Source organism: Actinoplanes palleronii, assembly GCF_016862315.1.
Taxonomy (GTDB): Bacteria; Actinomycetota; Actinomycetes; order Mycobacteriales; family Micromonosporaceae; genus Actinoplanes; species Actinoplanes palleronii.
On the sequence record NZ_BOMS01000120.1, the window covers coordinates 14,189 to 28,123 of the forward strand.

The following is a 13,935-nucleotide window of genomic DNA, read 5'->3' on the forward strand; positions in this document are numbered from 1 at the left end:
ACGGCGTCACGAGGCGTGCGGATCACCGTTCCTGGAGGCCTTGTGCAGCTCTTATTAACCATTGTCGACCCCGTGACGGGGGATGCCGCAGACGTGGCGCTGGTCACAGACGGTGATGCCACCGCGGAAGCGCTCGCACACTCTGCGCAACACCTGCTGCGCGACGCCAGCCAGCGTACGAGTGCTCCGGTCCTCTATGCCGACGGCAAGCCGCTCGACCCGGCACTGTCCCTGACGGACTCCCCGGTCCGTGACGGCGTGGTGCTCGGCCTGGACGCGGCACCCGGCTGGCCGGCGCCGGAGCAGCCCGGCCTGCTCGAGATCCGGGTCGTCGGCGGCCCCGCCTCCGGCAGCTTCGTGCGGCTCAGCGCGGGCAGCGGCGACCTCGGCGGCGACCGGGACGCCTGGGTGGTGATCGGCGACCCGGCGTTGCCGGCCGTGGCCGCCGCGATCAACGTGGACGTGCGGGCCCGCTGCACGATCGAACCGGCCGCGGGCGTGGCGCTGACCCTGGACGGCGAGGCGGTCACCGACGCCGTCGAGTGGCGTCCCGGCCAGCTGGTCCGGGTCGGCGGCTCGCTGCTCGACCTGGCCGGCTACACCCGGCCGGACGCGTCCCTGGTGCCCTCCGCGGACGGCACCGGCCTGGACTACAACCGTCCGCCGCGGATCCGCCCGCAGCGGCACCAGACCAAGTTCCGGCTGCCGATGCCGCCCAAGGAGCCGCAGCGCAGCCCGGTGCCGTGGCTGATGGCTATCGTCCCGGTGGTCGGCGCGGTGGCCGCGATGCTGGTCACCGGCAACAAGACGCTGCTGCTGCTCGCGCTGCTCAGCCCGATCTCGCTGTTCGGCAACTGGCTGATGCAGCGCAAGCAGGGCAAGCAGTCGTACGGCCAGCAGCGCAAGGAGTACCTGGAGCGCAAGGCCCGGATCGAGCAGGACGCCCGGGAGGCCCTGGACCTGGAGAAGATCGAACGGCGCGGACTGTGCCCCGACCCGGCGCTGATCGCCGTGATCGCCACCGGACCCCGCCGCCGGTTGTGGGAACGCCGCCGCCGCGACACCGACCACCTGCTGATCCGGGTGGGCAGCGGCGAACTGCCCGCCGAGGTGGCCCTGGACGACCCGGAGCAGGACGAGCACCGGCGCACCGTGCACTGGTCCATCCCGGACGTGCCGGTGACGCTGTCGCTGCGCGAGCACGGCGTGATCGGGTTCGCCGGCCCCGGCGACAGTGCCCGGGCGCTCGGGCGCTGGGCGGTGCTGCAGACCGCGGTGCTGCAGAGCCCGGCCGACGTCCAGGTGACGCTGCTGACCGACCCGGCCGGCCGGGCGTCGTGGGACTGGGTGCGGTGGCTGCCGCACGCGCGCTCCGGCAACCCGAGCGCCCCGCCGGTGCTGATCGGCCACGACGCCGACTCGGTCGGCCGCCGGGTCGCCAGCCTGCTCGAATTGGTCGAGCAGCGCGCCGCGGTCCGCAAGGAGACCGGCTCGGCCGGGTTCCGCGAGCCGGACATGCTCGTCGTGCTGGACGGCTCGCGCCGGCTGCGGTCGCTGCCCGGCGTGGTGCAGCTGCTGCGCGAGGGCCCGGCCATGGGCGTGTTCGCGATCTGCCTGGACACCGACGAGCGGCTGCTGCCCGCCGAGTGCCAGGCCGTCGCGGTGGTCGAGGGGTCCCGGCTGCGGATCTCGCGGACCGGTTCGGATCAGCTGACCGACGTCGAGCCGGACTTCCCGGCCGCCGACTGGTGCTCCCGGGTGGCCCGCTCGCTGGCCCCGATCCGGGACGTCAGCGACAACGAGGACGACGCGGCGCTGCCCTCGTCCAGCCGGTTGCTCGACGTGCTGGCCCTGGACCCGCCGCGGCCCGAGGACATCCTGGCCCGCTGGGCGATCCGGGGCGCCAGCACGTCGGCGGTGGTCGGTGAGTCGTTCGACGGGCAGTTCGAGATCGACCTGCGCCGCGACGGCCCGCACGGCCTGATCGCCGGCACCACCGGCTCCGGCAAGTCCGAGCTGCTGCAGACCATCGTGGCGGCGCTCGCGGTGGCCAACCGGCCGGACGCGATGACGTTCGTGCTGGTCGACTACAAGGGCGGCAGCGCGTTCGGCGACTGTGTCCGGCTGCCGCACACCGTCGGCATGGTCACCGACCTGGACGAGCACCTGGTCCGCCGGGCCCTGGAGTCGCTCTCGGCCGAGCTGCGCCGCCGCGAGCACGTGCTGGCCGCGGCCGGCGCCAAGGACATCGAGGACTACACCCGGGTGGCCGCCCGGCAGCCGGGCGCCGACCCGCTGCCCCGGCTGATGATCGTCATCGACGAGTTCGCGTCGATGGCCCGGGAGCTGCCGGACTTCGTCACCGGCCTGGTCAACATCGCGCAGCGAGGCCGGTCGCTCGGCATCCACATGCTGCTCGCCACCCAGCGGCCCAGCGGCGTGGTGTCACCGGAGATCCGGGCGAACACCAACCTGCGGATCGCGTTGCGGGTCACCGACGCGTCGGAGAGCCAGGACGTGCTGAACGCCCCGGACGCGGCCCGGATCGCGAAGAGCACGCCGGGCCGGGCGTACGTACGGCTCGGGCACGCCTCGCTGGTGCCGTTCCAGGCGGGCCGGGTCGGCGGGCGCCGTCCGGGCACCGCCGGGCCGGCCGAGGTGGCCGCGCCCGACCTGCAGGTGCTCGACTGGGCGGACCTGGTCCGGCCGATCGAGACCACCAAGGCGTCGCAGCAGGTCCGCCAGGAGGAGGTCACCGACCTGCAGGTGCTGGTCGAGGCGTTGCGGGTGGCGTCCGAGCAGGCCGGCGTGCCGGTGCAGCACAGCCCGTGGCTGCCCGCGCTGCCGCCCTCGGTGCTGCTCGGCGACCTGGACGCGACCGACGGTGTCGCGTACGGCGTGGAGGACCTGCCGGCCCAGCAGCTGCAGCGCACCGCGGCACTGCGGCTCGACCAGTTCGGTCACCTGATCGCCGCGGGCGCGCCGCGGACCGGGCGTTCGCAGCTGCTGCGCACCCTGGCCGGTTCGCTGGCCCGCAAGTACTCCAGCGCCGACGTGCACCTCTACGGCCTGGACTGCGGCAACGGCGCGCTGCTGCCACTCAACGGCCTGCCGCACTGCGGCGCGGTGGTCACCCGCACCGAGGTGGAGCGGGCGCTGCGCCTGATCGACCGGATCGGTGAGGAGATCCGCCGCCGGCAGGGTGTGCTGGCGGCCGGCGGTTTCGCCGACGTCACCGAGCAGCGCAAGGCGGCCACCGAGGGCGAGCGGCTGTCGCACGTCTTCCTGCTGCTGGACCGCTGGGAGGGCTTCCTGTCCACCCTCGGCGAGCTGGACAGCGGCACGCTGACCGACAAGATCTTCACGTTCCTGCGCGAGGGCGCCAGCGTCGGCGTACACGTGGTGATCACCGGCGACCGGTCGGTGCTCAGCGGCCGGATCTCCACCCTCACCGAAGACAAGATCACGTTCCGGCTGGCCGACAAGACCGACGTGGCGATGCTCGGCCTGCACCCGCGCAACCTGCCGGACGAGATCGCTCCGGGCCGCGCGTTCCGCGCCGAGACCGGCATCGAGGTGCAGGTGGCGCTGCTGACCGCGGATCCCAGCGGTGCGGCGCAGGCGGCCGCGCTGTCCGCGATCGGCCGGGAGACCACCGAACGCGACGCCGCGGTGCCCGGCGCGCTGCGGCCGTTCCGGCTCGGCGAGGTGCCGACCCAGATCGGGTACGCCCAGGCAGCCGCCCTGCCGCAGGCTTCGACCGGCGACGGCTGGCTGATGGCCGGCGTCGGCGGCGAGAACCAGCTGCTGCAGTACGGCCCGGACCTGGCCACCGGAGTGCCGGCGTTCGGCATCGGCGGCCCGTCCAAGTCGGGTCGCAGCACCATGCTGCTGAGCATGGCCCGGTCCGCACTGGACCGCGGCCAGCAGGTCATCGTGCTGGCCCCGCGCACCTCGCCGGTCCGCGACCTGGCCGGCAAGCCCGGCGTGATCACCGTGCACACCGGCACGGACGTGACACCGGACGAGCTCACCGCGGCACTGGCCCAGGTGACCGGCCGGGCGCTGATCGTGGTCGACGACGCGGCCGCGCTGCGGGACATGGCGGCCTCCGGCGAGCTGCGCGACGTGATCCGCAACGGTGAGGCCAAGCGCCTCGCGGTGATCTACGCGGGTGACCCGGAGGACCTGGGTGTCGGGTTCAGCGGCTGGCTGGTCGACGCGCGGCGCAGCCGGCGGGGTGCGCTGCTGTCCCCGCAGAACCGCACCGACGGCGACCTGATCGGCCTGCGGCTGCAGCGCACCCAGATCGGCCAGCCGGTGAAGGCCGGCCGGGCGATGCTGCACCTCGGTGACGGCGAGCCGCTCACCGTGCAGGTCCCGGAGTAGCGAAAGGGGCGGGCGCCGAAGCGCCCGCCCCTTTTTCAAAGACGATCAGCCGCGCAGCGCCTTGGCCAGCTCGTCGTCGGCCTGCTGGAACGTGTCCGCGGCGGTGGTCAGGTACTTGCCCATGCCCTCGAGGCCCTCGAGCATCTTGCTAGCACCGTCGTTGAACTCGGTGTACGACTGGTCGAACTGCTTGCTCGACGAGTCGGTCACGTAGCCGCCGTTCACCAGGCCGTTGACCATGTTCTTCAGCTCGCTGAGCTTGGAGATGATCTCTTCTTTGCCGTTGGTGAGCTTGGTCGCGGCGTCGCGCATCTCCTGGTACGTCACATTGACGTTAGCCATGTCAGTCTCCTTCTCAGGCTGGGTGAATCTCAGGCTTCGGTGAATTGAAAAGTGCCGGTGACCGCGTCGAAGACGTCGAAGAACTCGGTCTCCAGCGCCAGCACCGGGGAACTGCCGGTGATCAGGGCCACCCGCGAGGGGTCGGGCCCGGGGAACGGCACGAAGGTCTGCATGATCAGCGACCGGACCCAGCCGGCGCCGTCGGGCAGCGTGATGTCGTCCACGCCGCGGGTGCGGGGCACCCGGCCGGCGCCGGTGAGCTCGACCGACTCGACCTCGCGCCAGATCGAGTCGGTGCCCCGGCGCGGCTGGGCGGTCAGGTGCGGGGTGATCGCGTCGGCGGCGGCCTGCCCGTCCGGGGCGTCCACGATGGTCACCGTCACGGTGGCCGACATGATCGCGTCGCCGACCGGGGTGACCAGGGTGCCGCAGAACCGGGCGCCGCTGTCGTACGCCCGGCGGGCCGTCTCGCGCAGCACCTTGGCCAGCGCGGACCGGTGCTCGTAGAGGGCGGGGACGTCCTTGAGGCGCGCCTCGACCAGCTTGCCGACCGCGGCGTTGCGGGCGTCCGGGTGCAGCTCGAGCTCGAACCACGAGTCCGGGACGGTGATCGAGAAACCGGTCACGGTCATGGGTCAGCCCTTCGTGCTCTCGCGCAGCTGCGCGGCCAGGTCGTCGTCGGCCTTGTGCAGGTTCTCGACAGCCTGTTTCGCCATCTTGATCAGCGCGTCACAGTTCTTGTCGACCTGTCCGCGTCCGTCGCGCCAATGTGACTCAAAGTTACCAATAGCGCCGTCGATCTCACGGCCGCCGAGGTCGCCGGAGTACTCGTTCATCCAGGACCGGGCCGAATCCATACCGGCTCTAATGTCTTCCAACTGGACAGCGAAGTCCGACAGGCCGTCCAGATTGACCGTTACGCGGTCGCCAGCCATGGGTCTCCGTCCCTGTCGATCTGTTGCGCCCCGGGCAGAGTACGCGGCCCGGTCCAGATCATCCACTCCCATGATCGGAACACTGCGTGACGAGGCACGTTAGACTCCCGGCGTCGTACGCAGAGTGGAGGCACCAATGGCGAGGCCGACGGACTGGTATGTCCTCGACATGGACGGCGATCCCACCCCTGGCGACCCGGACCGGGTGCGGCAGCTCGCGTCCCGTTTCCACGACTTCGCCGAGCACGCGCACCGGGCCAAGCTCGCCGTCGACTCGTTGCAGGGCGACGGCGCCGTGCTCACCTGGATCGGCAAGTCCGGCGACGCGTTCCGCGAGCAGTTCGGCGCGTTCCCCGACCAGGTCAACAAGCTGTACCGCTCGCACCTGATGGTCGGTGACGCGCTGGAGACCTTCGCGCCGGTTCTGGAGAGCGCGCAGGCCCAGGCCGACCGGGCCCTGGCCGACGGCCGGGTCGCGGCCGACAAACTGAAGTCGTTGCAGGGTTCACTGAGCCTGGCCGAGACCGATTTCACCGGTGCCGCGCAGGCCGCCGACCGGGCCCGCGCGCAGACCCAGGCGCCCGACCCGGAGCAGGTCAAGCAGGCGGTCCGGGACTCCGAGGCGGCACAGCAGAAACGCGACCAGGCGCGCAGCGCGGTCTCCGGCGCGCAGGGTGAGCTGGACCTGGCCAAGCAGCTGGCCGACCAGGCCAAACAGCTGCGCGACGGCGCGGCCCGCACCTGCGCCCGGGAGATCGACGACGCGTCGGACGCCGGCATCCAGCCGCGCTCGTTCTGGGCCAAGCTGGCCGAGGCGTTCAAGGAACTCTGGGACATCATCTGCGAGGTCGCCAAGTGGGTGGCCCTGGTCGCCGGGATCATCGCGATGATCATCGGTGGCCCGCTGGCCTGGGTGGCCCTCGCCGCGGGAGCGATCCTGCTGATCAAGGCGGTGGTCGACTTCGCCCAGGGCAAGGGGTCGGTGATGGACCTGGTCTTCGGCATCCTCGGGGTGATCCCCGGGGTCAAGGGCCTGACGTCGCTGACCAAGCTCAGCGCGCTCTACAAGGCCGGTGGCCTCAAGGAGATCGGCAAGGCCGCGCTGACCGGCATGAAGACGATGGCCAACGACATGGTCAATATCGTCAAGCAGGCCGGCGTCGGCGCGGTCACCGTGGTCAAGAACCTCGGCGGGCTGGCGACGCTGGGCGCCGCGAAACTCTCCGACCTGTTCCACGTCAAGGTGCCGCCGGTGCCCAAGGACGTATCCCGGTCGATCAACATCCGGGAGTGCGTCACCGACCCGATCGACGTGGCCACCGGCGAGATGGTGCTGTCCGAGATCGATCTCGAGCTGCCGGGACCGCTGCCGTTCCGGCTGGAGCGCACCCACCTGTCGTCGTACCGCGGTGGCGGGCTGTTCGGCGCCTCCTGGGCGTCCACCCTGGACCAGCGGATCGAGACCGACAGCAAGGCCACGCTGTTCTTCGCGGCCGACGCGATGGTGCTCGTCTACCCGATCGGCGCGCCCGGTGCCGCGGTGCTGCCCGAGGAGGGCCCGCGCTGGCCGCTGACGATCGCCGCCGACGGCAGCGCGCGGCTGGACACCGGCACGCAGGTGCTCGGGTTCACCGCCGAGGGCCGGCTGGCCACGGTCGCCGACCCGGCCGGTGACCTGCTGCGGGTCGAGCGCGACGGGGACGGTGTGCCGCGCGCGCTGCACCACCCGTCCGGGCGCCGGGTCGTGTTCACCGCTGCGGACGGCCGGATCACCGGGATCACCCTCGCCGCCGCCGGGTCCGGCCGCCGGACGGCGATCGCCGCTTTCGGGTACGACGGTGACGGCCACCTGACCACGGTGCGGAACATCTCGGGGGAGCCGGCGACGTTCCGCTACGACCACGAGCACCGGATCACCCAGTGGATCGACCGCACCGGGTACGGCTACCGCTACACCTACGACGAGGACGGCCGCTGCGTCGGCACGGTCGGCGAGGACGGTTACCTCAGCGCCACCCTCGCCTACGAGCCGGGCGGCACCACCTGGACCGACTCGCTCGGGCACACCACGGCGTACACGTTCGACGAGTACCACCACAAGACGAGCGTCACCGACCCGCTGGGCAACACCACGCGCTACGTCTGGGGCCGGCACAACCAGCTGCTGTCCGAGACCGATCCGCTGGGCCACACCACCAGCTACGCCTACGACGAGCAGGGCCGCCCCACCACGGTGGACCGGCCGGGGGTCGCGCCGACGCTCGACCTGGGCCGGCTGCGCGGCGGCCGCCCCCGTAATCCGGAACGCGTCGAGGCCCTCGCGGGCTGGGTCGCCACCACCGCGGACGGCGAGACGATCAGTTACGACCCGGAGGGCTACCCGATCGAGCGGGCCGGCGCCGCCGGGGGAGTCTGGCGCGGCGAGTACGGGCCGTTCGGCATCCTGCTGGCCACCGTCGACGCCGAGGGCCTGCGCACCGGCTACACCTACGACACCGAGCTGCGGGTCACCTCGGTCACCGACCCGCGCGGGCTGGTCTGGCGCTACGTCCACGACCCGGCCGGCCGGCTGGTCGCCGAGACCGACTTCAACGGCCGGACCCGGACGTTCACCTACGACGCGGCCGGCCGCCTGACCGCCACCACGAACGGGCTCGGCGAGACCGTCGACTACGTCCGCGACCCGGTCGGCAACCTGCTCGAACGGCGGACCCCGACCGGCACCACCACCTACCGGTACGACACGGAAGGCCACCTGATCGCGGCCACCGGCGACGACGCCGAGCTGACCTTCGTGTGGGACGGCGCGGGCCGCCGGATCGCCGAGACGGTCAACGGCCGGACCGTACGCCTGGACCTCGACGAGACCACCGGCACCATCACCCGGCACACCCCGGCCGGAGTCACCGGCGCGTGGACGCTCGACCCGTTCGGCCGCCCGTACGCGCTGCGCAGCGGCGGCCACGAGCTGACCGTCGCGCACGACGCGCGGGGCCGGGAGATCCACCGGGCGGTGGACGGCCGGCCGGTGCTGGCCCAGCGGCACGACGACGGCGACCGGCTGCTCGAGCAGGACATGCCCGGTGTCGGCATCCGCGCCTTCGAGCACCGGGGCGACGGCGTGCTCAGCGCGATCACCGACGGGACCGGCCGCCGCGAGTACGGCCTGGACCGCACCGGCCGGGTCACCAGCGCCGGCGACGAGACCTACCACTATCCGCAGGGCCGCCTCGACGGCGAGTACGACGGCACGGACCTGCTCGCCGGCAACGGCGTCACCGCGACGTACGACGGGCACGGGCGCATGCTCACCCGTACCGTCGAAGGTTGTGGATCGTGGGTTTTCACCTGGAACGCCGACGATCAGATGGTGGCGGCACGGACCCCGGCCGGCGCGGTCTGGCAGTACCGGTACGACCCGCTGGGCCGCCGGATCAGCAAGCAGAGCGGCGCCGAACGCTACGACTTCGCCTGGTCCGGCAGCAGCCTGGTCGAGCAGGCGCACGTCGGCGCGGACGGCACCCTGCGGGTCACCACGTGGGATCACCACCCGGCCGACGGGCGCCCGGTGGCCCGCACCGTGCGGGTCGGCGCCGACCTGGACTACGCCACCGTGGTCACCGACCGGGTCGGCACGCCGACCGAGCTGCTCGGCGCGGACGGCGCGCTGCGCTGGCAGAACACCGCCACGCTGTGGGGCGCCACCGGCGCACCGGCCGCCGCGCAGCCGCTCGCCTTCCCCGGGCAGTACCGCGACGACGAGACCGGGCTGCACTACAACGTCTACCGGTACTACGACCCGCTGACCGGGCGGTACCTGAGCCAGGACCCGCTCGGGCTGGCGCCCGCCGTCGACCCGGCGGCGTATGCGGCGAACCCGCTGCTCTGGGCGGACCCGCTCGGCCTGATGTGCACCGGGCCGGGCAGCACCGCCGGCCTGAACATCCCGAAGGGTCTGAGCCCGACCGACATCGCCGCGATGATGGACACCGCCGGTGACATCAGCCTGATCAACACGTTCAAGCAGCCGCTCGAAGTGATCCCGGACCTCAAGCTCAACCAGTCGAAGCCGCAGTGGCTCTTCCACGGCTCGGACGTCCCGCCGGACAAGATCTTCAAGGAGGGTCTCGTCTCGAACGCGGTCTACAACAAGGCCGGGTCGCACTACGACATCAAACTGCACCAGCAGAACAGCTCCAAGGTGCGCGACGGCGGCACCTACAGCGGGTTCGTCTCGACCACCGAGGACTGGAACACCGCGCTGCAGTTCGTCCGGGACAAGGACATCTCGTTCCAGCTGCAGAAGCTCGATCCCACCGGCGTCGACTTCGTCAAGAACGTCGGCGGCAAGGACTTCAAGATGCACTTCGGCTACGTCTACGTGGTGAAGGCCGACAGCCAGCCCTTCGTCGAGCTGAACGTCCAGGCGATCAACGACATCAGCAAGATCTCCCAGAAGGAGTTCGCCGCGCTGGACCACATCCCGGGCTTCAACATCTCACACGCGTTCAAGATCGATACGCCGTACAACGTCGGGATCAAGAACGGTGTGCAGCAGCTGGACATCCCGCCGGGCAACTTCCAGATGGAGCAGTTCGACAACCCCGGCTTCGCACGTTAGGACATCGGTTATGCAGTGGATGTATGCGATCGACCCGGCCTACGACGGCGTATCGGACGTTCCGCCGTACGCGATCGCCGGGGCCTACCCGCTCGACGCCGACGGCACGCCCGCGGCGGAGATGATCCCGAACCCGGACTACCGGCCGTCGCCGCGGGTCCTCGGCCTGCCCGCGCCCGCCAACGACGTCGAGGCGGCCATCCAGAACGCGGCCACCGGGCACGGTGACGACGCCGCGGTCCGGGCCGCGCTGCTGGCCGGCACGGTCTTCGTCGACCCGGCCGCGCCCGCCGACGACCTGGAGCTGCGGGCCTGGACCTCGGACCGCCACCTGCCGGCCGCCGGGCACGACCAGGTCTGGCGGCGGCTGCCGGTCGCCCGGTTGGCCGCCGAGCTCGACGACCGGGCGCTGCTGCTCAACCCGGGCACGGACCTGGAGGTACGGCTGCCCGCCGCGGCGCTGCGCTGAGACCTCAGAAGCTGACTTCGATGCCCATCAGCGGCGGGCGCTTGACGTGGAACGTCCGGTTGAACCAGGCGCCGATCCGCGAGGTGATGTAGCGGCGCTGCAGCAACCGGTGGGCCGCCAGGGTCTCCTCCGGCGACAGCAGCCGGGCGGTGCCCTGGATCGGCTGGGCGCCCGCCGGGACCTTGCCGCGGATGTCGCACGCGACCACCTCGACCCGGGGGTTGCGGCGGATCCGCTTGACCTTCCAGGCCTCGGCCTCCGAGACGGTGGTCAGCACGTCGCCCTCGGTGACGTGCCAGACCGGCGTCGCGACCGGGGTGCCGTCCTTGCGGAACGTGATCAGGCTGACCTGCTTGCTGGCGACGATCTCTGCGGGGACGCTCATGACGGCGATCCTAGTGCTCGTCCGGCAGCAGGACGGTGGCGCTCTCGCTGAACTCCAGCAGCCAGAGCACGTGCGGCTGCGGCTCGCACAGCCGCAGCGTGACACCGCGCTCGGCGCACCACTGCTGGGCGCGCAGCAGCACCCGCAGGCCGCGCAGGTCGACGAAGCTCACCTGGGCCATGTCCACCTCGACCCGCCGGACACCGTCGTGCACCGCGTCGTCGAGGAACGCGGCGAGCAGCGGCCCGCCGGTCAGGTCGAGCTCACCGCTCAGCACGATGGCCAGCCGGTCGTCGAGGGCGTCCTTCACCGCGGCGTGCAGCCGGGCGCCGCCGTCGGCCGTCACGACGCACTCTCCGGACGGGTGGCGACGGCCGGCTGGGGGGCGACGGTCGCCCAGACCACCTTGCCGAGCCGGCAGGGCAGCACGCCCCAGGTCCGGGCGGCCGCCGCGACCAGCCGCAGGCCCAGCCCCCGGCGGCCCAGCCAGTCACCCGGCCGGCCCGGATCGTCCTCGACCAGCCGGGGGAACGTGGCATCCCGGTCGTGCACGGTCAGGTGCAGCACGGCCCCGCGCAACGACACCCGCACGTCGAGGTCGGTGGCCGCGTGTTCGATGGCGTTCATGACCAGCTCCGACATGATCAAACGGGCCTGATGGGTCAGCTGCGGCACCCCGAAGGCCAGGCACGCGTCGCCGGCCAGGGTGCGAGCCAGGGCGTTCGAGCGCAGTTCCGGCGGCAGCGCCAGGTGCCAGTGCCGGCGCTGCCCGGTGGCGCCCCACACCGCGGCGCCGTCCAGCGGGGCGGCGGCGGCCAGCGCCTCGCCGACGCTGGCGGCCAGGCGGATCCGGCTCTCCGGCATCCGCCGGGCCACCGCCGGGGGCGCGCCGATCAGCACCAGCACGGTCGGTGAGCCGGTCTCCCGGACGTACCGGGCCGCGGTCTGCCAGGTCGGCGCGGACTCGCCGGCCGGATCGTCCAGCCGGGCCAGATCGACGATCAGCAGCTGGGGTGTCTCGGCCAGGCAGCCGCGCAGTGCCGCGGCGGTCTCGGTGCGCAGCCGGCCGTCCCAGCCGCCGTGCACTTCCACCTGTGTCACCGCGTGGTCCGGGTCGTTGACGCACACGACCTGGGCCACACCGGAGACGAGAAAAGCGTTGGTCATTACTTCGAGTCTTTCGAAGGGCCGTCGCGGGAACCGTCCGAGCATGGCGTGCTCCGTGGCCCCCGCGCCAGGCACATCCCCTGATCGGGTCGTCCGTTCGGCCTATGTAGATCCACTCGAAAGGCGGGCTGAAGCGCTTACCCGCTCGCAGTTTCCGCAAACCCCGGCGACGGTCCCAGTTGAAGATCAAGACTGGCGGCGTCGAGTTCCCGGCTGGCCGGTGGGCTCGCGATTCCATCGGACCTGACGGAAAGAGCGGGCCTATGAGCGCGGTTGTCGCGGAGCAAGCCCTCAACGGAGCGGAAGCGGCCCGGCGGGACGCGTCGGCGCCCCGGCTGCGGGACCTGGTGTCCCCGCTGGGTGGCCTGGTCAACAACGTCTACCAGCTGCCGGTCGAGTCCTCGGACCCGCCGCTCGCGGTGTTCTCGGCCGACCTCGGCGACGTGTCGACGGTGCTGCCGAACCTGTGCGGCCCGGACTGCCTCGGCACCCTGGACGGCACCGGCACCGGCGTGGACCCGGAACGCTCGGCGATCGTCGGCATCGCCGAGGGCCTGGAACGCTACGCGAACTGCGTCTACGACGACCGCCAGCTCCGCTGGGCCACCGCCGACGAGCTGGCCGCCGAGGGCGCCGCGGCGCTCGACCTGGACAGCCTGCCGCGCTGCTCGCCGGCCGAGCTCGAGGACCCGCACAGCCCGCTGGTGCTGCCCGAGCGCACCGCGCGGATGCGCTGGATCCGCGGCCTGGACCTGGCCACCGGCACACCGTCCTGGGTGCCCGCGTCGCTGGTCTTCATGCACTTCTCGGCACACGACGGCGAACGGATCACCAACCCGATCTCCACCGGGGCGGCCACCCACCCCGACCCGGCGGTGGCGGTCCGCGGCGCGCTGTGCGAGGTGATCGAACGGGACGCGATCAGCCTCACCTGGCTGCACGAGCTGCCGCTGCCCCGGATCGAGCTCGACACGGTCGGCCCGGAACTGCAGCGGTACCTCGACCTGTGTGCCGGGCGGGACGTCGAGATCCAGCTCTACGACGCCACCACCGACCTGGGCATCCCGACCGTGTACGGCGTCTCGATCGCCCGGAATCACCCGACCTGTCGTACCGTCGTGTCCTGCGCGACCAGCCTCGATCCGCAGACCGCGGCGGCGAAGGCGATCTGCGAGACCGTGTCGGTGCGGATCGCGCTGCGCGGAGCGCAAGCGCCCAGTGAGGACGTCCGGACGTTCACCGGGGTGTCCGACGGCGCGGCCTACATGGCGATGCCGGAGCGGGCCGCCGCCTTCGACTTCCTGCTGACCAGCCCGGCCCGGCGCCGGCTGTCGGAGATGCCGGTGCTGTCCACCGGGGACGCCACCGCCGACCTGCGCCTGGTGCTCGACCGGCTGGCCGAGCGGGACATGGCCGCGTACCTGATCGACCTGAGCACCGACGAGGCGATCCGGGCCGGGATGACCGTGGTCCGCGCGGTCGTACCCGGGCTGCAGCCGCTCTGCTTCAACTACCGGGCCCGCTACCTCGGCTCGCCCCGGCTTTACCGGGCGCCGGTCGCGATGGGTTACCCGTCCAGGACCGAGGCGTCGTTGAACGCCTGGCCGCAGCCATTCGCGTGAGGATC

At 72.0% G+C, this 13,935-nt stretch carries 10 protein-coding genes; 4 read left to right on the forward strand and 6 right to left on the reverse strand.

Annotated features, from left to right (window positions below):
• Positions 1-93 precede the first annotated feature (93 nt).
• Positions 94-4,389, forward strand: coding sequence for an FtsK/SpoIIIE domain-containing protein (locus Apa02nite_RS52040; RefSeq protein ID WP_275412565.1), 4,296 nt, complete (start codon positions 94-96; stop codon positions 4,387-4,389).
• A 45-nt stretch (positions 4,390-4,434) separates the two neighbouring features.
• Here Apa02nite_RS52040 and Apa02nite_RS36125 read toward each other — a convergent pair whose 3' ends face one another.
• From Apa02nite_RS36125 to Apa02nite_RS36135, 3 genes are read right to left on the reverse strand one after another with little or no spacing between them, the layout of a single operon-like run.
• Positions 4,435-4,731 (reverse strand): WXG100 family type VII secretion target, encoded by a 297-nt coding sequence (locus Apa02nite_RS36125; RefSeq protein ID WP_067697096.1) that lies wholly within the window; start codon positions 4,729-4,731, stop codon positions 4,435-4,437.
• 29 nt (positions 4,732-4,760) lie between these two features.
• The gene (locus tag Apa02nite_RS36130) at positions 4,761-5,363 is read right to left on the reverse strand and encodes a hypothetical protein (RefSeq protein ID WP_067697099.1); all 603 of its coding nucleotides are present in this window, start codon (positions 5,361-5,363) and stop codon (positions 4,761-4,763) included.
• A gap of 3 nt (positions 5,364-5,366) precedes the next feature.
• Positions 5,367-5,666 (reverse strand): hypothetical protein, encoded by a 300-nt coding sequence (locus Apa02nite_RS36135; RefSeq protein ID WP_203829052.1) that lies wholly within the window; start codon positions 5,664-5,666, stop codon positions 5,367-5,369.
• 136 nt (positions 5,667-5,802) lie between these two features.
• Between Apa02nite_RS36135 and Apa02nite_RS36140 the strand changes: the two genes are divergently transcribed.
• The gene (locus Apa02nite_RS36140) at positions 5,803-10,287 is read left to right on the forward strand and encodes a DUF6531 domain-containing protein (protein WP_203829053.1); all 4,485 of its coding nucleotides are present in this window, start codon (positions 5,803-5,805) and stop codon (positions 10,285-10,287) included.
• Between the two features lie 10 nt (positions 10,288-10,297).
• A complete protein-coding gene (locus tag Apa02nite_RS36145; protein WP_239164782.1) occupies positions 10,298-10,756 on the forward strand; it encodes a type VII secretion system-associated protein in 459 nt (152 codons plus the stop codon).
• 4 nt (positions 10,757-10,760) lie between these two features.
• Here Apa02nite_RS36145 and Apa02nite_RS36150 read toward each other — a convergent pair whose 3' ends face one another.
• Genes Apa02nite_RS36150 through Apa02nite_RS36160 form a run of 3 tightly spaced genes read right to left on the reverse strand, consistent with a single transcriptional unit; the run spans position 10,761 to position 12,308 of the window.
• Positions 10,761-11,141, reverse strand: a complete 381-nt coding sequence (locus tag Apa02nite_RS36150) for a PPOX class F420-dependent oxidoreductase (protein ID WP_067697105.1) — start codon at positions 11,139-11,141, stop codon at positions 10,761-10,763.
• A 10-nt stretch (positions 11,142-11,151) separates the two neighbouring features.
• A complete protein-coding gene (locus Apa02nite_RS36155; RefSeq protein WP_203829054.1) occupies positions 11,152-11,487 on the reverse strand; it encodes an STAS domain-containing protein in 336 nt (111 codons plus the stop codon).
• Positions 11,484-12,308 (reverse strand): ATP-binding protein, encoded by an 825-nt coding sequence (locus Apa02nite_RS36160; protein WP_203829055.1) that lies wholly within the window; start codon positions 12,306-12,308, stop codon positions 11,484-11,486. Before Apa02nite_RS36160 ends, Apa02nite_RS36155 begins: the two co-directional genes overlap by 4 nt.
• 263 nt (positions 12,309-12,571) lie before the next feature.
• Here Apa02nite_RS36160 and Apa02nite_RS36165 point away from each other — a divergent pair, with 263 nt between their 5' ends.
• Complete coding sequence (locus tag Apa02nite_RS36165; RefSeq protein ID WP_203829056.1) at positions 12,572-13,930, forward strand: YcaO-like family protein; 1,359 nt, start codon at positions 12,572-12,574, stop codon at positions 13,928-13,930.
• Positions 13,931-13,935 lie beyond the last annotated feature (5 nt).